General features: G+C 71.1%; 16 protein-coding genes, 1 pseudogene and 2 riboswitches. Of the genes and pseudogenes, 11 read left to right on the top strand and 6 right to left on the bottom strand.

All coding sequences use genetic code 11. The features are described from left to right. Nucleotides 1-48 precede the first annotated feature (48 nt). From ETD83_RS45985 to ETD83_RS17365, 3 genes and pseudogenes are all read left to right on the top strand, one after another. A pseudogene (locus tag ETD83_RS45985) lies at nt 49-423 on the top strand (helix-turn-helix domain-containing protein); the annotation flags it as partial. Between the two features lie 187 nt (nt 424-610). Continuing rightward, nucleotides 611-1,402 carry an NAD-dependent epimerase/dehydratase family protein gene (locus ETD83_RS17370; protein ID WP_171064274.1) on the top strand — a complete coding sequence of 264 codons (792 nt, stop codon included), beginning with the start codon at nt 611-613 and terminating at the stop codon, nt 1,400-1,402. Nucleotides 1,403-1,483: 81 nt separating this feature from the next. After that, nucleotides 1,484-2,131, top strand: coding sequence for a TetR/AcrR family transcriptional regulator (locus ETD83_RS17365; protein WP_138646169.1), 648 nt, complete (start codon nt 1,484-1,486; stop codon nt 2,129-2,131). Between the two features lie 22 nt (nt 2,132-2,153). Here the strand turns inward: ETD83_RS17365 and ETD83_RS17360 are convergent, their stop codons facing one another. Next, entirely contained in the window at nt 2,154-3,617 is a 1,464-nt protein-coding gene (locus ETD83_RS17360) for a flavin-containing monooxygenase (protein ID WP_138646168.1), read from the bottom strand. Between the two features lie 83 nt (nt 3,618-3,700). Between ETD83_RS17360 and ETD83_RS17355 the strand changes: the two genes are divergently transcribed. Together ETD83_RS17355 and ETD83_RS17350 are read left to right on the top strand one after the other, a co-directional pair. Further along, a complete protein-coding gene (locus tag ETD83_RS17355) occupies nt 3,701-4,333 on the top strand; it encodes a TetR/AcrR family transcriptional regulator (protein ID WP_230420976.1) in 633 nt (210 codons plus the stop codon). A 13-nt stretch (nt 4,334-4,346) separates the two neighbouring features. Further along, nucleotides 4,347-5,210, top strand: coding sequence for an SDR family NAD(P)-dependent oxidoreductase (locus tag ETD83_RS17350; RefSeq protein ID WP_138646167.1), 864 nt, complete (start codon nt 4,347-4,349; stop codon nt 5,208-5,210). Between the two features lie 455 nt (nt 5,211-5,665). Here ETD83_RS17350 and ETD83_RS17345 read toward each other — a convergent pair whose 3' ends face one another. Next, nucleotides 5,666-6,376, bottom strand: coding sequence for a hypothetical protein (locus tag ETD83_RS17345; RefSeq protein ID WP_138646166.1), 711 nt, complete (start codon nt 6,374-6,376; stop codon nt 5,666-5,668). 123 nt (nt 6,377-6,499) lie between these two features. Here ETD83_RS17345 and ETD83_RS17340 point away from each other — a divergent pair, with 123 nt between their 5' ends. Then, nucleotides 6,500-8,080, top strand: coding sequence for an ATP-dependent DNA ligase (locus ETD83_RS17340; RefSeq protein ID WP_138646165.1), 1,581 nt, complete (start codon nt 6,500-6,502; stop codon nt 8,078-8,080). 11 nt (nt 8,081-8,091) lie between these two features. Here ETD83_RS17340 and ETD83_RS44530 read toward each other — a convergent pair whose 3' ends face one another. After that, nucleotides 8,092-9,336 carry a hypothetical protein gene (locus ETD83_RS44530; protein ID WP_230420975.1) on the bottom strand — a complete coding sequence of 415 codons (1,245 nt, stop codon included), beginning with the start codon at nt 9,334-9,336 and terminating at the stop codon, nt 8,092-8,094. Nucleotides 9,337-9,446: 110 nt separating this feature from the next. Between ETD83_RS44530 and cds1 the strand changes: the two genes are divergently transcribed. After that, on the top strand, nt 9,447-10,544 hold the full coding sequence (gene cds1, locus ETD83_RS17330) for an L-cysteine desulfhydrase Cds1 (RefSeq protein ID WP_138646164.1): 1,098 nt from the start codon (nt 9,447-9,449) through the stop codon (nt 10,542-10,544). Between the two features lie 40 nt (nt 10,545-10,584). On the opposite strand, the gene ETD83_RS17325 is transcribed toward cds1, so the two are convergent. Further along, nucleotides 10,585-11,862: a M50 family metallopeptidase gene (locus ETD83_RS17325; RefSeq protein ID WP_329602854.1), complete on the bottom strand. Its 1,278-nt coding sequence runs from the start codon at nt 11,860-11,862 to the stop codon at nt 10,585-10,587. Between the two features lie 231 nt (nt 11,863-12,093). Beyond that, a riboswitch (glycine riboswitch) is annotated at nt 12,094-12,189 on the top strand. A 1-nt stretch (nt 12,190) separates the two neighbouring features. Beyond that, nucleotides 12,191-12,288: riboswitch (glycine riboswitch) on the top strand. A 66-nt stretch (nt 12,289-12,354) separates the two neighbouring features. Here ETD83_RS17325 and gcvT point away from each other — a divergent pair. The 4 genes from gcvT to ETD83_RS17305 all read left to right on the top strand — a co-directional run bounded on the left by gcvT (nt 12,355) and on the right by ETD83_RS17305 (nt 16,612). Next, complete coding sequence (gene gcvT, locus ETD83_RS17320; protein ID WP_138646162.1) at nt 12,355-13,476, top strand: glycine cleavage system aminomethyltransferase GcvT; 1,122 nt, start codon at nt 12,355-12,357, stop codon at nt 13,474-13,476. Nucleotides 13,477-13,537: 61 nt separating this feature from the next. Beyond that, complete coding sequence (gcvH, locus tag ETD83_RS17315; protein WP_138646161.1) at nt 13,538-13,927, top strand: glycine cleavage system protein GcvH; 390 nt, start codon at nt 13,538-13,540, stop codon at nt 13,925-13,927. Between the two features lie 3 nt (nt 13,928-13,930). Then, complete coding sequence (locus ETD83_RS17310) at nt 13,931-15,187, top strand: serine hydroxymethyltransferase (RefSeq protein ID WP_138646160.1); 1,257 nt, start codon at nt 13,931-13,933, stop codon at nt 15,185-15,187. 51 nt (nt 15,188-15,238) lie between these two features. Continuing rightward, complete coding sequence (locus ETD83_RS17305; protein ID WP_138646159.1) at nt 15,239-16,612, top strand: L-serine ammonia-lyase; 1,374 nt, start codon at nt 15,239-15,241, stop codon at nt 16,610-16,612. A 26-nt stretch (nt 16,613-16,638) separates the two neighbouring features. On the opposite strand, the gene ETD83_RS17300 is transcribed toward ETD83_RS17305, so the two are convergent. Beyond that, nucleotides 16,639-18,000, bottom strand: a complete 1,362-nt coding sequence (locus ETD83_RS17300) for a ferritin-like domain-containing protein (protein ID WP_138646158.1) — start codon at nt 17,998-18,000, stop codon at nt 16,639-16,641. Next, nucleotides 17,997-18,473: hypothetical protein (locus ETD83_RS42560; RefSeq protein WP_205717729.1), on the bottom strand; the 477-nt coding region annotated here is incomplete at its 5' end. The genes ETD83_RS17300 and ETD83_RS42560, both read right to left, overlap by 4 nt.

Below are 18,473 nucleotides of genomic sequence, written 5' to 3'. Positions count from 1 at the left end.
GAACCGTGCCTGCTCGTCCCCGGGCCGCTCACCACGGCGCGCCACGGAATGCTGCGCGCCGCGCTGTCCGACGCGAGTTCCGTGATCGGCCTCACCCTGCCGCTGGAGCGGGCCACGCACTCCCTGCGCTGGGCGCGCCGCGTCCTCGGGCTCGCCGAGGAGGGCATCATCCGGGACGGCTCCCTCATCCCGTGCCGGGACCACCTCATGACCATGTGGCTGCTGTCCGACCCGCCGCTGATCGAGGAGCTCACCCGGCGCCACCTGGAACCGCTGCGCGAGGTGTCGGACGGCCAGCGCCGCCGCCTCGTCGAGACGCTCGCCGAGGCCGTCACCACCCGGGCCACCGCGGTCGACATCGGCGAACGGCTCAAGATCCATCCGCAGACCGTCCGGTACCGGCTCCGCCAGCTCGAAAGCTATCTCGGCGACAGCCTGGACGACGCCGACGCGCGCTTCTCCCTCGACGCCACCCTCCGCGCCGCGGAGCCTGCACCGGCGCCGCCGCACGCTCGGCCGGCGCGGCGGCCCCGGCCGCCGGGGCTCACCCGGCGCCTGACCGCACGCCGCGCGACCGACCGGCGCGCCGCCGGATGCGACACTGCTGCGCATGACACTGGGAACGATCGTGCTGACAGGGGCCGCCGGACGGGTCGGCACCGCGCTCCGGGCACCGCTGCGGGACGAGGCGGAGCGGCTCGTCCTCGCCGATCGCGCGCCGCTGCGCGCCGAGGCGCCGAACGAGACCGTCCACCGGACGGACCTGTCCGACGCGGCGGAGCTCATGGACGGCGCGGACGCGGTCGTCCACCTGGCCGGGGTGTCCGACGAGGCGCCGTTCCCCGACCTGGTCGAGGGCAACGTCCTCGGCACGCAGCGCGTCCTGGAGGCGGCGCGCGTCACCGGCGTCCCCCGCGTCGTGCTCGCCAGCAGCAACCGGCTGACCGGCTGCTACCCGTCGACCGAGACCGTGTCGGCGGAGATGCCGCCGAGACCGGACGGCCTGTACGGGGTCAGCAAGGTCGCCGCCGAGGCGCTCGCCCGCCTCTACGCCGACAAGTTCGGCCTGGACGTGGTGTGCCTGCGCATCGGCAGCCTCGAACCGCGGCCCACCGAGCCCCGGCACCTGTCCACCTGGCTCAGCCATCGCGACTGCGCCGGGTTCGTCCGCGCGGCGCTGACCGTCGCGTCGCCGGGTTTCCTCGCCGCCTACGCCGTCTCCGCCAATGCGCGCCGATTCTGGGAACTGGACGATCGGCTCGGCTACGAACCGCTCGACGATGCCGCAACTTATGACATTCCGGACACTTTTCTCGGGCCGGGCGTGCCGCAGGGCGGGGACTACGCCTCCGCGGAATTCACGCTCCGGTATCTGGACCGTTCCGCGACCGGACACCAGTGATGTTCCGGGCAGCGGAGGGCGCCACAGAGCGTTATCCTGACGTTCGGATTACCGCCTCCTGACGGAAAGTCGAAGGGGTCCATGCCGACGTCGACCTGGTTCCGCCTCAATGTCGCCAAGCGCGAGCGGGTTTTCGAGGTGGCGATGCGCGAGTTCGGAGAGAACGGATACTCGACGGGAAGCCTGAACACCATCGCGCGCGAGGCCGGCATCGCCAAGGGCTCCCTCTTCCAGTACTTCAGCGACAAGCTGGAGTTCTTCGCGTTCGTCTGCGACGAGGCGTCGCGGCGCGTCCGCGAGGAGATGGAACGCCGCATGGAGCGGATCGACTTCGACCAGTCCTTCGACGAATGGCTGTTCGACGCCATCTGCGACTGGACCGAGTACATGGCGGAGCACCCGCTGGAGCGCGGCGTCACGGCCGCGACGAACTTCGAGCTCGACAACAGCGTGCGGTCCGTCGTCCGCGACACCGCCAACCAGCACTACCTGCAGGTCATCCATCCGCTGCTGCGGCTGTGGCAGGAGCGGGGCGAGATCCGCGAGGACGCCGACCTCGACGTCGTCGCCACCTGGCTGATGACGCTGCTGCCGTTCCTCGCCCTCGCCCCGTACTACGACGGCCTCGACCCGATCCACAACCTGCGCGGCCGCACCCCGGCCGAGCAGCGCCCGGTGATCCGCCAGCTCATCGCGGGCTTCCGCCCGATCTTCGCGCCCCAGAAATAGCGGCGTCCCGGCGGCGGGCGGGTCAGCGGGTGAGGATGAACTCCTCCGGCCTGGCCTTGCGGGAGGCGGCCCAGAACTCGAACGTGTGGCCCGGCCACAGCGTCCGGTTGACGCCCTGGTCGTCGAGGTACCAGCTGTCGCAGCCGCCCTCGTTCCAGACGGCGCGGCGCAGGCGCCGCTGCAGGCGGTCGTTGAAGCGGCGGGACGCCTCCGGCCTCGGCTCGATCGTGTCCGCGCCGCGCTCCCGGAGGAGGCGCAGGCAGCTCAGCACGTGCTGGATCTGCACCTCGATCATGAAGACGACGGAGTTGTGGCCGAGACCGGTGTTGGGGCCGAGCAGCATGAAGAAGTTCGGCATCCCGGGGATCGTCGTGCCGCGGTGGGCCTCGATGCCGTCCGCCCAGATCTCCTGGAGCTTGGCGCCGTCCCGCCCGGTCACGCGCAGGTCGGTGAGGGCGTCGGTCACCTTGAAACCGGTGCCGTAGATGATGCAGTCGACCTCGTGCTCGCGTCCGTCCACGGTGACGATGGAGTGCTCGCGCACCTCGGCGATGCCGGACGTCTCCAGCTCGACGTTCGGCCGGGCGAGCGCCGGATAGTAGTCGCTGGACAGCAGGATCCGCTTGCAGCCGATGGTGTAGCCGGGCGTCACCTTGGCGCGCAGTTCCGGGTCTGCGATCTGGTTCCTGATGTGGCGGCGGGCGACCCGCTCCTGCGGCCCCGACAGGCGCGGGTCGATCGTGAAGCCGATCGCGCGGGCCTCCAGCGCCCAGTAGATGCCGCCGCGGAACGCCCGCGCGGCGCCCGGGATCTTCTTGAACGCCATGCGGACGGGCGCGGGAATGGGGACGTCGGGCTTCGGCTGGATCCACGGCGGCGTCCGCTGGAACACGACCAGCTCACCTGCCTGCTCTGCCACCTGAGGGACGAACTGGATCGCGGACGCGCCCGTCCCGATGACGGCGACGCGCTTGCCGGCGAGGTCGTAGGAGTGGTCCCACTCGGCGGAGTGGAACGCGGTGCCGCGAAAGCGCTCGATGCCCGGCAGGTCCGGGTACGACGGGACGTGCAGCGCTCCGATGCCGGACACGACGGCCTTCGGGGTGAGGACGGTCCCGTCCGCGAGCGTCACGTTCCAGCGGCGGGCCGCGTCGTCGTACTCCATCGAGTCGACGGCCGCGCCGAAGCGGATGTGCTCGCGCACCCGGTACTTCCCGGCCGTACGCTCCATGTAGTCGCGGATCTCGGGCTGCGGCGCGAACATCCGTGTCCAGCCCGGGTTGAGCTCGAAGGAGAAGGAGTACATGTGCGAGGGGACGTCGCAGGCGCAGCCGGGATAGGTGTTGTCGTGCCACGTCCCGCCGAGGGCGTCGCTCTTCTCCAGGATCACGAAGTCGTGGAAGCCGGCCTGCTTCAGCCGGATCGCCATGCCGAGGCCGGCGAAGCCGGAGCCGATGATGACGATCGCCGGGTCGCGCTCGCTCATATCCCGTCCTCTCGCGTAACCTACTCGGAGTAAGTTACCGGGAGTAGGTTACTGACGGTAGGTCCAACTGAGAGGATTCTCCTGTGAGTGCCGCCACACCCCGTCCACCCGCCCGCCGGCGGCGGATGTCCCGCGCCGAGCGCGAGCGGCAGATGCTGGACGTGGCCGAGGAGGTGTTCGGCGAGCGCGGCTACCAGGCCGGGTCCATGGACGAGATCGCCGAGCGCTGCGGGGTCTCCAAGCCGATGCTCTACGAGTACTTCGGCTCCAAGGACGGCCTGCTCACCGCATGCGTGACCCGGTCCAAGGCGGAGCTGCTCGACGTCACGCAGAAGGCCATGGCGGGCGCGAGCGACCCCAGGGACATCCTGTGGCGCGGGATGGTCGCCTACTTCGAGTTCGTCGAGGCGCACAGCCGGTCGTTCTCCATGCTCCTGCGCGAGCCGCTCTCCGCGCCGCCGTCCGCCGTGGCGGCCGTGGAGGCGACCCGCAGGCAGCAGAGCGCGCTGATCGCGGGCGCCCTGTCCACGTTCGCGCCCTGCGCGCCGTCCGGCGTCATCGACGCCTTCACGCAGATCATCATGGGCGGCAGCGAACGGCTGGCGCACTGGCAGACGCAGCGTCCCGAGGTGTCGGCGGAGGACGCGGCCCGCCACATGACGGATTTCTGCTGGAACGGGCTCAGCCCGTACCTGCCGGACGCCGGCGCGCCCTGAGTAGGTTGGCTGCATGCCACTCGCGCACTTCGACGGAGCGCTCGCCGTCGTCACCGGAGCCGGCAGCGGGATCGGCCGGGCCACCGCCCTCGCCCTCGCCGAGCGCGGCGCGCACGTCGTCGCCGCCGACATCGATCTGGCCGCCGCCGAGCGCACCGTCACCCTCGCGAAGACGGTCGGCGCCGGTGCCAGCCCGTACCAGGTGGACGTGTCCGACGCCGCCGCCATGGAGACCTTCGCCGCCGACGTCAAGCAGGCCCGCCGGGCGCCCGACATCGTCGTCAACAACGCGGGCATCGCGGTCGCGGGCTCGTTCCTCGACACCGGGCTGGACGACTGGAACGCCGTCCTCGGCGTCAACCTGTGGGGCGTCGTCCACGGCTGCCGCCTGTTCGGCAAGCAGATGCACGACCGCGTCCACGCCCTCCCCAACAAGCCCGACAAGCCCAACTTCGGCGGGCACATCGTCAACATCGCGTCCGCCGCCGCCTACAGCCCGACCCGCACGCTGCCCGCGTACTGCACGACGAAGGCCGCCGTGCTCATGCTCAGCGAGTGCCTGCGCGCCGAGCTGGCGGGCTCCCGCATCGGCGTCACCGCAGTCTGCCCCGGGTTCGTCAGCACCGACATCGTCAAGAACGGAACCTACGTCGGGGACGACGAGCCGGCCCGGGAACGGCTCCGCGAACGCGGCCGGCGCGCCCTCAAGATGCGCAACTACCCGCCGGAAAAGGTCGCCGAACGGATCGTCCACGCCATCGTCAAGAACAGGCCCGTGGTCCCCGTCAACTTCGAGGGCCACCTCCTGCACACCCTGTCCAGGGTGTCGCCCGCCTCGCTGCGCCTCCTGGCCAGAATCCCCACCCCCCGGGGCTGACACTCGACCGTCCGGACCGGGCGGCCGGAACCGCAGCGCGTTCTTCCACGAGGCCGGGTTCCTGGCCGGGCGAGACCGTGACGTGTGGGTTCGGGCGGGCCGCCGGAACGGTGACCAGTTCTACTTCGAACCAATTCTCGCAAGGTCGAAACAGGTTCGAGAAAATGGTTCGCGAATGCTCGGCATTGGCACATGAACGGGAACCCAAAGGGCCGCGGAGCGAGGTCCACTCCGCGGCCCGTCCACGCGTATCAGGTTGCTGACCTGGGATCTCACCTCACCCAGGACACTCCTACCGATTGCACGGCCACGTCGTCGACCTCCTCCTCCCCGGGTATCTCAAGCACGCCGACGACCTGGTATGGTCCCGGGAGCATGATCGGCGCACCCCCTCCCCTTACCGGAACACCTTAGAAGCTATTGACAGCACATATGCCTTGATCGGCCGATTCAGGTCAGAAATGATTTAGGGCGGCGAGCACTTCGCGGGCGACGGCGGTGACGGTGGCGATGCACGCTCCCTCGCGCGCGTCCTGGGCGGCCTTCCCGGGCGCCCGCTCGCCATAGGTGACCGTGACGACCGCGTTGCGGGTCCTGGCGGTGACCTGACCGACCACGGAGGGGCGCCCCTCGTCCGCGCGGAACCAGCGGTACGCCTCGTCCCCCAGGCCCCGGTGGCGCTCCAGCCTGATCGTCCGGACGAGCTGGGCGCCGCGCGCCTGCGCCCATCGCGTGTCGTAATAGTCCCCGGCGTCCTCCACCGGGGTCGTGGTGTTGCCCGACGCGTACAGGTGCGCCTCCACACGCAGCCAGGGGAACGCCGTGCCCGTCGGGGAGTACGTGCACGTGGTGAGCGTCGAGTTCGCGCTCTCCGTACGCGTCGCCATGGGGACGGTGCGGTCGACGGTGGCTTTCGAGACCGTCCCGCATGGGGCGGGAAGCGCGCTGAGCATCGTGCTCTGCCGCGTTCCAACGGACGGGGTCGGACGCACCGTCGCTTCCTCGCGGCCCTGGCCGGGCGCCACCAGGAAGATCGCGGCGGCGGCGACGGCGAGCACGCCGAAGGCCACCAGCACCGCGAACCGCTTCGGCCGCCGTGGCGGAGCCGGCGGCTCCGGCGGGGAGTACGGCCGGTGGAACGGCTCGACCGGACGCTGAAGTCCCACGCCGCGCTCCTCACTCCCCGTCCGATCACCGATCCGCCCCTCGTCAAGGTAGGTCAGGCGTGCGGCCCCTGGCCAGATCTCCGGCCGGTGTTGATTGTCGGTACCGGTGGACACAATGAAAGGGTGCTGATAGCGGACATCACCCGGACGTCGGCGGCGGTGGCCTCGACCTCGGGCCGGAAGGCCAAGGTCGCGGCGCTCGCCGAGTGCCTGCGCGCGGCGGAGCCCGGCGAGGCCGCGATCGTGGTCTTCTACCTGTCCGGCGAGCTGCCGCAGCGCCAGATCGGCGTGGGGTACGCCTCGCTGCGCGACGTCCCGCCGCCCGCCGCGGAGCCGTCCCTGACGGTGCCGGCGGTGGACGCGGCGTTCACCGAGATCGGCGCGGTGTCCGGGGCCGGGTCGGTCGTCCGGCGGCGCGAGCTGGTCGCGGAGCTGCTCGGCCGCGCCACCTCCGCCGAGCAGGGCTTCCTGATCAGGCTGCTGGCGGGCGAGCTGCGGCAGGGCGCGCTGGACGGGGTGATGGCGGAGGCGATCGCGGCGGCGGCGGAGGTGCCGTCCGCCGAGGTGCGGCGGGCGTTCATGCTGCGCGGGTCGCTCGGCCCCGTCGCGACGGCGGCCATGGCCGACGGCGTGGCCGGGCTGCGCGGGTTCGCGCTTGAGGTCGGGCGGCCGATCAAGCCGATGCTGGCGGCGTCCGCGCCGTCCATCGACGAGGCGTTCGGGAAGCTCAAGGCGGACGCGGCCGTGGAGTGGAAGCTCGACGGCATCCGCGCGCAGATCCACGTGTCCGGCGGCGAGGTGCGGGTGTTCACCCGGACGCTGGACGAGATCACCTCCCGGCTCCCCGAGGTCGTGGCGGCGGTGCGGGAGCTGCCCGTCCGCGAGGCCGTGTTCGACGGCGAGCTGATCGCGCTGCGGCCGGACGGGCGTCCCCACCCGTTCCAGGTCACCGCCGCCCGCACCGCCACCCGGACGGCCAAGAACACCGAGCCCGTGCCGCTGGCGGTGTTCCTCTTCGACGTCCTGTACCTGGTTGAAGCCGAAGGCGCTCCGGGGGGCGCGGAGCGTTCCCCCTCGGAAGGCACGGCCGGCGGCGACCTGCTCGACGCCCCGGGCGCGGAGCGGAACGCCGCGCTCACCCGGATCGTCCCCGCGGAGCTGCGGATGCCGCGCGTGATCACCGGCGACCCGGCACGGGCGAAGGAGGTCTTCGACGAGGCGGTCGCGCGGGGCCACGAGGGCGTGGTGGTCAAGTCCCTCGACACGCCCTACACGGCCGGACGGCGCGGCGCGGGCTGGATCAAGGTCAAGCCGCGGCACACCCTCGACCTCGTCGTCCTCGCCGTCGAATGGGGGCACGGGCGGCGCCAGGGCCTGCTGTCCAACCTGCATCTCGGCGCCCGCGACCCCGAGACCGGCGGGTTCGTCATGCTCGGCAAGACGTTCAAGGGCCTCACCGACGAGCTGCTCGCCTGGCAGACGAAGCGGCTCCGCGAGCTGGCCGTCCGGGAGGACTCCTGGACGGTCCACGTCCGTCCCGAGCTGGTGGTCGAGATCGCGTTCGACGGCGTCCAGCACAGCCCCCGCTACCCGGGCGGCATCGCGCTGCGGTTCGCGCGCGTCCTGCGGTACCGGCCCGACAAGTCCGCCGCCGAGGCCGACACCATCGAGACGGTGCGCGCCGTCGCACCCGTCATGGACTGACGCGTCCCGCGTCAGGTCGAGCGGTCGTCGAGCGCGGCCGGCCTGGCACGACCGGCTTCCCGCCCCCGCCCACCGGACGACGCGCCCGGCGCCGATCCCTCCCCGGGCACAGCCCGTCCAGAGGCAGCACGCTCAGGGGCCGGACGCTTGGACGCCGCTCGCTCAGAGGCGGCGCGTTCGGGAGTGGTGCCCCCCGGAGCGGTGCCCTCGGGAGTGGTGCGGCGGGCCTGGCGCCTGGAGGCGGCGCGTGTTAGCAGGCGGGACGTGCCCTTGCCGCGGGTACGGGAAGTGCGGGAGCCGGTGCGGCGGCGCTCGTGGGCCTCGCCGCGGCGTTCGGGCCACACGCCGGTCTTGCGTCCGGTGCGGGCGGCCCGGGCCGCCCGGGCGGCGGCCTTGCGTTCCGCGCGGGCGACGGCCTTGCTTTCGGCGCGCGCCCTCGTCCGCGCCCCGCGGAGGTGGCGGCGGGCGCGCTCGGCGGCCTCGGTGCGGCGCTGCAGCAGCTCGGGCGGGATGAGGTCGTGCCGTCCCGCGATGAACTCCTGCACCCAGATCTTGGCGCGGATGAGGGGCCGCCGAAGCCGGTTCTCCCGCCGGACGGCCCGCTGGTACCGGCGCGACTCCTCGTCGTAGCGCCAGCGCGACCAGGGCGAGCCGGGCCGCGCCACCCGGACGGCCCCGACGATCAGCAGCGCGGGCAGGAACAGGCCGATCAGCCCGGTCCAGATCTTGCCCTTCAGCAGCGTGATCACGGCGAGGGCGAGGTTGCCGACGAGGAACGCGACATAGCCGGCGCTGAGTGCGCCGCCGCCCGGGTCGATGCCGATGCCCTCGTACCCGAACGGGCGGACGCCGAGCAGCAGCAGCCCCGTCACCGCGATGGCGACGAACACGGCGTCGACGGACGCGCGGCCCTTCTCCGTCCAGTAGACGTCGCTGAGGTGCAGGATCAGCGCGAACTCGTCCAGGACGAGCGCCGAGCCCATCCCGAACACGACGGCCGCCACCAGGTCGAGCCGGACGTGGGGGTCAGGGACGGCGAGGCTCATGACCCCGCCCGCCAGCATCAGCACGACCCCGAAGACGACATGGTGGATGTGCACGTCGCCCGCCGTCACGTTCCGGAACCAGCGCACGTCCGCGCGGATCAGCCGCACGTTCACCCGTGTCAGCACGAATGTGATCATGAACGCGACGAAGAACCCGAACAGCGGCAACCGCCCGGTCTCCACGATGCGCGCGTCGAACATCTCGATCATCTGCCCCCCGCTGCCTCCATCATGCCCGGTGACATGCGCGGATATCGTGGGACCCGGGCACGGATCGGTACCGGTCGCCACCGGGCGACGACGATCGAGGGGAGGCCGCCGTGAGCCGCACCGTGGACCGCTGGGATCCCGGGTACCGCACCTGGGTCGCGGAGGCCATCCGGCTGGTCGACGCCGACGCCAACCGCAGCGCCGACACGCACCTGCACGTGTTCCCCCTGCCGCCGGACTGGGGCATCGACCTCTATCTGAAGGACGAGTCCGTCCACCCGACGGGGTCGCTGAAGCACCGGCTGGCGCGGTCGCTGTTCCTGTACGGGCTGGCGAACGGCTGGATCCGCGCCGACACGACGGTGATCGAGGCGTCCAGCGGGTCGACGGCGGTGTCGGAGGCGTACTTCGCGCGGCTGCTCGGGCTGCCGTTCGTCGCGGTGATGCCCGCGTCCACGAGCCCGGAGAAGATCCAGCTGATCGAGTTCTACGGCGGGCGCTGCCATCTGGTGGACGACCCGTCCTCGATCTACGACGAGTCGCGGCGCCTCGCGGCCGGGTGCGGCGGCCACTTCATGGACCAGTTCACCTACGCCGAACGCGCGACGGACTGGCGCGGCAACAACAACATCGCCGAGTCGATCTTCGAGCAGCTGCGGCTGGAGCGCTTCCCCGAGCCGTCCTGGGTCGTGGTCGGCGCCGGGACCGGCGGGACGTCCGCGACGATCGGCCGGTACGCCCGGTACCGGCGGTTCCAGACGCGGCTCGCGGTCGTCGACCCGGAGGGCTCGGCGTTCCACGGCTCGTTCGCCGACGGCGACCCGGAGCGGACCGCGGCGGGCTCGCGGATCGAGGGCATCGGCCGTCCCCGCGTCGAGCCGTCGTTCCTGGCCACGGTGATCGACCGGATGATCCAGGTGCCGGACGCGGCGTCCATCGCCGCGATGCGCTGGACGAACGAGGTCAGCGGACGGGACGTCGGCGGCTCCACCGGCACCAACATGTGGGGCGCGGCGGAGCTGATCGCGCAGATGCGGGCGCGCGGCGAGCGCGGCAGCGTCGTCACGCTGATCTGCGACGGCGGCGAACGCTACACCGGCACCTACGGCTCGGACGCCTGGCTGGCCGCGCAGGGTCTCCACGTCGGGCCCTACCTGGCCGCGCTGAACGACTTCCTGAAGACCGGCGAGCTGCCCGCCGTCCCGTAACCCGCCGCCGTCCGTGGCCCGTGGCCGTCCCGTAACCCGGCTAACCGGTGACGCGGACGGGGTTGAACAGGTCGGCGTAGATGAGCAGCCCGCCCATGACGATGAGGACGGCCGCCATCACATACGTCACCGGGAGGGCCTTGGCGACGTCCACATACCCGGGGTCGGGCCTTCGGAAGATCTTGGCGAACAGCTTCTTGACCGCCTCCAGCAGCGCGCCGGCGATGTGGCCGCCGTCCAGCGGCAGCAGCGGGACGAGGTTGAACAGCCCGACCGCGAGGTTCAGCGACCCGAGCAGCATCACGAAGTAGGCGACCTTCTGGCTCCCGGCGATGGTGTCGTCGGCGGCGAACTCGCCGCCGATCCGGCTGACGCCGACGACGCCGATCGGGCCGTTCGGGTCGCGCTCCTCCCCGCCGAACGCCGCGTTCCAGACGCCGACCATCTTCTGCGGCATCCGCACCAGCGCGCCCGCGGTGCGGGAGGTCAGGTCGCCCATCGTGCTCGCGACCGCGCCCGGCCCCTGCCGCTCGACCGCGCTGCCCGGGGTGATGCCGAGGAACCCGACGTTGACGATCTTGTCCTCGTTGTCGAGGTCGCGCATCTTGTTGCGGGTGATCGGGACGTTCATCCGCAGGTCCTGCCCGTCGCGCCGGACGGTCATCGGGACGGTCCGCCCGCCCGCGTCGCGGATCTGCTCCTGGAGGTCGCGGTAGTCGCCGATCCGCTTGCCGTCGAAGGCCACGATGCGGTCGCCCGGCAGCAGCCCGACCTGCTTGGCGGGCGTCTGCGGCGCGTTCGCCGGGCAGTCCTTGAGCTCGGACTGGCTCGCGGGCACGATGCACTGGGCGACCGTGTTGATCACCGGCTGCGGCTGGTTGGTGCCGATGCCCATCAGCAGGATCGCGAAGAACAGCACCGCCAGGATCAGGTTCATGGCGGGCCCGCCGACCATGATCAGCGCCTTCTGCCACCATTTCTTGGCGTAGAAGACGCGGTCCTCGTCGCCGGGCCTGACCTCCTCCAGCGCCGCGCCGCGCGCGGACTCGATCAGCCCCTGGAAGGGGCCGGTGCTGGCCTGCCTGACCTGCCCCGGGGCGTCGCCCTTGCGCGGCGGCAGCATCCCGATCATGCGGACGTAGCCGCCGAGCGGGATCCATTTGACGCCGTACTCGGTCTCGCCCCGCCGCCACGACTTCATCGTGGGCCCGAACCCGACCATGAACTGGGTCGTCCGCACCCGGAACAGCTTGGCGAACGAGAAGTGCCCGAGCTCGTGCAGGGCGATGGACACCAGCAGGCCGAAGAATACGATCAACGCTCCAGCCAGGTAGGCCATGCGGCTTCGCCCTCCGGGTCGTGCACCCCGCGCACCGGGGGGTGATCTCCAGCAACCAATTCAGAGTACGTCAACGCCCCGCGTCCGGTTGAATCCTCGCGGCGGAAGCAGCAGCGGGCCCGGCCGGACGAGCGCCGCGCGGCCCGGCCGTCCCGGCCGGACGGCGGCTGGTCGGACGGCGGAGCCGCTGCTAGCCTGACCGGCAGCCGATGATCCCGTGCGGGAGAGTCCCTCGCAGCCGGTGGGGGACGCCGAAGGAGCAACTCCTCCCCGGAACCTCTCAGGCCCACGGACCGCACGGGCGAGGCGACCTCTGGAAAGCGGGGATCCTGTCCCCCGCCGAAGGTGCAAGCCCGTCCTCTGTGACGGGTGAAGCTCTCAGGCGCAGATGACAGAGGGGGAGGCACCGATACGCCCGGTGCGCGAGTGGGACGATGGACCACGCGTGCCCGCGACGAAGGAGCCGAACCCATGCCCGCCGACCCACCCGCGAAAAGCGCTCCGGCCGCGACAGGCCCGAGGAAGACGCCGCTGCACGACGTCCATCAGGACCTCGGCGCCAACCTCGTGGACTTCGCCGGTTACCTGATGCCGCTTCGCTACAGGAGCGAGACGGCCGAGCACCAGGCGGTCCGCACCGGCGCCGGGCTGTTCGACCTGTCGCACATGGGGGAGATCTTCCTCTCCGGTCCCGGCGCGGGCGACGCGCTCGACTACGCGCTGGTCGGGAAGCTGGCGGCGATGCCCGTCGGCAAGGCCCGCTACACGATGATCTGCGCGCCGGACGGCGGCGTCCTCGACGACCTGATCGTCTACCGGCTCGCCGACACGACGTGGATGGTCGTCGCGAACGCCGCGAACGCCGACGTCGTCCGCGACGCGCTGGCAGAGCGGGCCGCCGGCTTCGAGGCGGCCGTGGACGACCGGTCCGCCTCGTACGCGCTGATCGCCCTGCAGGGGCCGCGTTCGCAGAAGATTCTTGAGGGGTTCACCGAAGCGCCCCTGGCCGACCTCAAGTACTACGCGATCCTCGCGGGACGGGTCGCGGACGTCGACGCCCTCGTCGCCCGCACCGGCTACACCGGGGAGGACGGCTTCGAACTGTTCGTGGACGCGTCCGACGCCGTCCGGCTGTGGAAGGCGCTCGAAGGCGTGGACGGGGTCGTCCCGGCCGGGCTCGCGGCGCGCGACAGCCTGCGCCTCGAAGCGGGCATGCCGCTCTACGGCAACGAGCTGACCGCGGAGACGACGCCGTTCGAGGCGGGCCTCGGCCGGGTCGTGAAACTGGACAAGCCGGGCGACTTCGTGGGCAGGTCGGCCCTGGCGGCGGTGGCGCAGACCCCGCCCGGCCGTAGGCTCGTCGGGCTGGTGGCGCGGGGGCGCCGGGCACCGCGCAAGGGGTACGAGGTCGTCACGTCCGGCGGCGCGCCGTGCGGAATCGTGACGAGCGGTGCCCCGTCCCCGACACTGGGCGAGCCGATCGCCATGGCGTATCTCGACAGCGGCGCCGGGGAGACCGGCCTCGCCGTGGACGTCCGCGGCCGGAACGAACCCGTGGACGTGGTGGCCCTGCCGTTCTACAAGCGTTCCTGAAATCCACAAGCGTGTTCCTGAAATCCGGGGGAACCCCCGCAGGGAAGAGAGAGAAGTGATCGTGAGCGTTCCGGAGCAGCTCCGCTACAGCGAAGAGCACGAGTGGGTGTCCGGCCTGGACGGCGACGACGGCATCGTCACCATCGGCATCACCGCGCACGCCGCCGACGCCCTCGGGGAGATCGTCTACCTCGAGCTGCAGCCGTCCGAGGGCGACGCCGTCGAGGCGGGCGAGCCGTGCGGCGAGGTCGAGTCGACGAAGTCGGTCAGCGACATCTACTCGCCCGTCAGCGGCGAGGTCACCGCGGTCAACAGCGCGGTGGTGGACGAGCCGAAGGTCATCAACGACGACCCGTACGGCGAGGGCTGGATCTTCAAGGTGCGGGTGTCGGACGAGCCGGGCGACCTCCTCGACTCGGTGGCCTACGAGAAGCTGATCGAGGAGGCCTGACCGGTGAGCCTGCACGACCCGCTCGCCGCGGCCGACCCGGAGGTCGCCGAGGCCGTCGCCGCCGAGCTGCGGCGGCAGCAGTCCACCCTGGAAATGATCGCGTCGGAGAACTTCGCGCCCGTCTCCGTGCTGGAGGCGCAGGGCTCCGTCCTGACCAACAAGTACGCCGAGGGCTACCCCGGCCGGCGGTACTACGGCGGCTGCGAGTTCGTCGACGTCACCGAGCAGCTCGCGATCGACCGGGCGAAGGCGCTGTTCGGCGCCGAGCACGCGAACGTCCAGCCGCACAGCGGGGCGCAGGCCAACACGGCCGTGTACTTCGCGCTGCTGCAGCACGGTGACACGATCCTCGGCCTCGACCTCGCGCACGGCGGGCACCTCACCCACGGGATGCGGCTGAACTACTCCGGCAAGGTGCTGAACGTGGTGCCGTACCACGTCCGCGAGGACGACGGCTTCGTCGACATGGACGAGGTGGCCGCGCTCGCGGCGGAGCAGCGCCCGAAGATGATCGTGGCGGGCTGGTCGGCGTACCCGCGGCAGCTCGACTTCGCCGCGTTCCGGGAGATCGCCGACTCGGTCGGCGCGCTGCTCATGGTCGACATGGCGCACTTCGCGGGCCTCGTCGCCGCGGGCCTGCACCCCTCGCCCGTCCCGCACGCCGACATCGTCACGACCACGACGCACAAGACGCTCGGCGGCCCGCGCGGCGGGCTGATCCTCGCCCGCGAGGAGTACGGCAAGAAGATCAACTCGGCGGTGTTCCCCGGCATGCAGGGCGGCCCGCTGGAGCATGTGATCGCCGCCAAGGCCGTCGCGCTCAAGATCGCCGCGTCCGACGGGTTCCGCGAGCGGCAGGCGCGCACCGTCGAGGGCGCCCGGCTCCTCGCCGACCGCCTCCTCGCCGAGGACACCGCGAAGGCCGGTGTCAAGGTCCTGACCGGCGGGACGGACGTCCACCTCGTCCTCGTTGACCTCGTCGACTCCGACCTCACCGGACGGGACGCCGAGGACCGCCTCCACGACATCGGCATCACCGTCAACCGCAACGCCGTGCCCAACGACCCGCGGCCGCCGATGGTGACGTCCGGGCTGCGGATCGGCACGCCCGCCCTCGCGACCCGCGGTTTCACCGCCGGTGACTTCGCCGAGGTCGCCGACGTCATCGCCCTGGCGCTCCAGCCGTCCTTCGACCGCGACGCCCTGTCCGCCCGGGTGAGGGCCCTGGCGGACGCGCATCCCCTGTATCCCGACCTGTGATGCTCCGCGCCCCCTCGCTCTCGAGGGGGCACGGCTACAAAGGGGGCAGCAATGGCCATCAGCGTTTTCGACCTGTTCAAGATCGGCATCGGCCCGTCGTCGTCCCACACCGGCGGGCCGATGGCCGCCGCGCACCGCTTCGCCCGCGGCCTGCACCGCGACGGGCTCCTGGAGAAGACCGCGACCGTCCACGCCACTCTCTACGGTTCTCTCGGCCTCACCGGAAAGGGCCACGGCAGCGACAAGGCCGTCATCCTCGGCCTCGAAGGCGACAAACCCGAACTGGTCGACGTGGACCGTGTCGACGAGCGCCTCGACGCCATCCGTGAACGCGGAACGCTCCACCTCTTCGACGACCACGACATCCCGTTCGCCGTCAACGAGCATCTCGTCTTCGAACGCAAGGAATCGCTCCCCGGCCACCCCAACGGCATGCGCTTCACCGCCCGCGACGACTCGGGCGGCGAACTGCGCTCCAAGGTGTACTACTCGGTCGGCGGCGGCTTCATCGTGGACGAGAACGCCACCGGCGCCGACCGCATCAAGCCCGACGACACCGTCCTGCCCCATCCGTTCGACACGGCCGCCGAACTCCTCGAACGCTGCCGCGAGACCGGCCTTTCCATTTCCGCGCTGATGCTGGAGAACGAAAAGGCGTTCGGCCGCTCGTCCCAGGAGATCCGCGAAGGACTGCTGACCCTCTGGCAGGTGATGCGCGCCTGCGTCACCCGGGGCTGCACCCGCGAGGGCCTCCTGCCCGGCGGCCTCAAGGTGCGCCGCCGCGCGCCCCAGCTCCACCGGCAGCTCTCCGCCGAGAAGCCCTCCGACCCGCTCCACGCCATGGACTGGGTCACCCTCTACGCCCTCGCCGTCAACGAGGAGAACGCCGCCGGCGGACGCATCGTCACCGCCCCCACCAACGGCGCCGCCGGGATCGTCCCGGCCGTCCTGCACTACTACGACCGCTTCGTCCCGGGCCGCGACGACGAGGGCGTCGTCCGCTTCCTCCTCACCGCCGGCGCGATCGGCGTCCTGTTCAAGCAGAACGCCTCCATCTCCGGCGCCGAGGTCGGCTGCCAGGGCGAGGTCGGTTCCGCCTGCTCGATGGCCGCCGCCGGCCTCACCGAGGTCCTCGGCGGCACCCCCGAACAGGTCGAGAACGCCGCCGAGATCGGCATCGAGCACAACCTCGGCCTCACCTGCGACCCCGTCGGCGGCCTCGTGCAGGTCCCCTGCATCGAGCGCAACGCCGTCGGCGCCATCAAGGCCATCAGCGCCGCCCGCCTCTCCCTCCGCGGCGACGGCCGCCATTTCGTCTCGCTCGACAAGGCCATCAAGACGATGCGCGACACCGGCCGCGACATGCTCGACAAGTACAAGGAGACAAGCCGGGGCGGCCTGGCCGTCAACGTCATCGAATGCTGACCTGGCTGCTCGGCGGGTTCCCAACGTCAGATGTCGGCGAGGAGGCTTATCTGGCGTTGGATTCCATCCGGGCCGCCCAGGGCCGGGAAGTGGTCGATGGCCTTGTCGCACAGGTCGATGAGCTGCTGCTTCCTGGTGATGCGCTTGTCCGTCGAGAAATCGAAGAACTCGAACGACGGTGCGGCGTGGCGCCCCTCCGGGTCGTTGGGGATCGGGGTCGTCACGAGCGCCTGGGCGATGGGGTACAGGACGCCCTGCATGATGGCGACGCCGTTGCGTTCGAGCCCGTACCGGTGGCTGAAGTACTCCTCGCGCTCGGTGCCTGGGACCTTCTTCGTCGTCACGTCGTCGGTGGAGTGCTTGTACAGCTCGTCCAGGAGGCACAGGGTGTAGCAGTAGGCGGCGTTGAACAGCGTCATCAGGCTGTGGATGCCCGGATGGGCCTCGAAGTCGTCCAGCGCCGGATCGGGCACGAGGGGCCAGGTGGCCTTCGGGTCGTCGATCTTGATCTCGTACTTGTCGCCGTCGCCGGCGCCGATCCCTTCCTCGCCGCGCTGGATGCGCAGGAACTTCTCGTAGTGGGTGTAGTCCTCGACACCGCTCCTGACCTTGATGTGCTCGTGGTCCTTGAGGGTCCCCTCGCCCTGCTCGATGATGATCTTCAGTGCGGCGAGGGCGGTCTCCAGGTTGTGGACGCGGATCGGCTTCCCGTTGCCGAACTCGTTCCAGAAGGCGCGCTTGTACTGCTTGCGCGCGTCCTCCAGCCTCCAGCGGATCTTCCCCTCACCGTCCAGCCGGGTGAAGCCGTCCTGGATGGAGCGGTAGAGCGCGCCCAGGCTCTTGTAGTGGCCGACGGCCTCGGGATGCGCCTCGAAGGTGACCGCGTCGGGCTTCACATCGTCCGGCATCTCGATTCTGCGGAACGTGCTCACCTGCTCCTTGGACAGCTTCTGGAGGGAGAGGTAGATCTCTTCGCCGTCCGGGTCATCGGGGTTGTAGCGGTTCATCATCCAGGTCGGGTAGGACGGGATGAACTTCTCGTCGTAGAAGGTGATCTGGTCGCCGTATCCGATCGCGACCATCAGGTTGCGGACCAGCGCCAGGTGCAGCATCTCCTCGATCGAGATCCCGATCAGCGAGCGCAGCACGCCGCGCGGCGCCGCCCACTGGGAGTGCCCCCGGGTCCTGATCGAGTAGGCGGCGTACAGGTACAGCGGGATGGTGGACAGCTCCACCTGGGCGGCCACGTGCAGGTGGTCGGCGAGGTCCTTGACGGTCTTGATGCCCTTCGCCGGATCGAGGCTCCGGATCGGTTCGGCCCTGGCCGCCTTGGCCGGGGCCTTCGCGGCCGTCCTGCGGCTCTTCGTGCCGGCCGTCTTGGTGGTCATGGTGCGCCCTTTCGTGTGGGTGTGATGGTGCCGCCTCCGGGTTCGTGGAAGCCGGAGAAGAAGGCGAGTTCGGTCCAGCGGTGGAGGAGGGCGGCGGGGCGGGGCTCGCCGACGTCCGCGCAGGCGGTCCCGGGGGCGGACGCGAAGGCGGCGCCGACCGTGGCGCCTCCGGCCAGTGCTCGCAGCGCCCGGTGGGCGGCGGGGTCGAGTTCCCGCATCGTGACCTTGTAGTCGCGGCGGTTGACGACCAGGCACACGGGACGGGGCGCGGGAGGAGCGGGGTCCTCGCCTCGTCTGACGGCCGCCAGGTACTCGTGGACGGGGAAGGACAGGCTCGGGAGACGGAGGCAGGGCGCCGCCACGGGGCGCAGGCCGGGCAGGTCCGCGGGGCCCGGAAGATCGTCCGGCTGCGGGAGCGGGGTGTCCTCGATGCCGGGGCCCTCGATGACCTCGGTGATGACGCGCTCCAGCCG

Source organism: Actinomadura soli (assembly GCF_005889715.1).
Classification (GTDB): Bacteria; Actinomycetota; Actinomycetes; order Streptosporangiales; family Streptosporangiaceae; genus Spirillospora; species Spirillospora soli.
Note: the sequence above shows the minus strand (reverse complement) of the source record. Positions and strands in the feature narration are given on the sequence as shown.

Bases quoted from the DNA above. Each gene is read 5' to 3' on its own strand.
- ETD83_RS17370 (WP_171064274.1), top strand. From the start codon at position 611: ATGACACTGGGAACGATCGTGCTGACAGGGGCCGCCGGACGGGTCGGC.
- ETD83_RS17365 (WP_138646169.1), top strand. From the start codon at position 1,484: ATGCCGACGTCGACCTGGTTCCGCCTCAATGTCGCCAAGCGCGAGCGG.
- ETD83_RS17360 (WP_138646168.1), bottom strand. From the start codon at position 3,617: ATGAGCGAGCGCGACCCGGCGATCGTCATCATCGGCTCCGGCTTCGCC.
- ETD83_RS17350 (WP_138646167.1), top strand. From the start codon at position 4,347: ATGCCACTCGCGCACTTCGACGGAGCGCTCGCCGTCGTCACCGGAGCC.
- ETD83_RS44530 (WP_230420975.1), bottom strand. From the start codon at position 9,336: ATGATCGAGATGTTCGACGCGCGCATCGTGGAGACCGGGCGGTTGCCG.
- gcvT (WP_138646162.1), top strand. From the start codon at position 12,355: ATGCCCGCCGACCCACCCGCGAAAAGCGCTCCGGCCGCGACAGGCCCG.
- ETD83_RS17305 (WP_138646159.1), top strand. From the start codon at position 15,239: ATGGCCATCAGCGTTTTCGACCTGTTCAAGATCGGCATCGGCCCGTCG.
- ETD83_RS17300 (WP_138646158.1), bottom strand. From the start codon at position 18,000: ATGACCACCAAGACGGCCGGCACGAAGAGCCGCAGGACGGCCGCGAAG.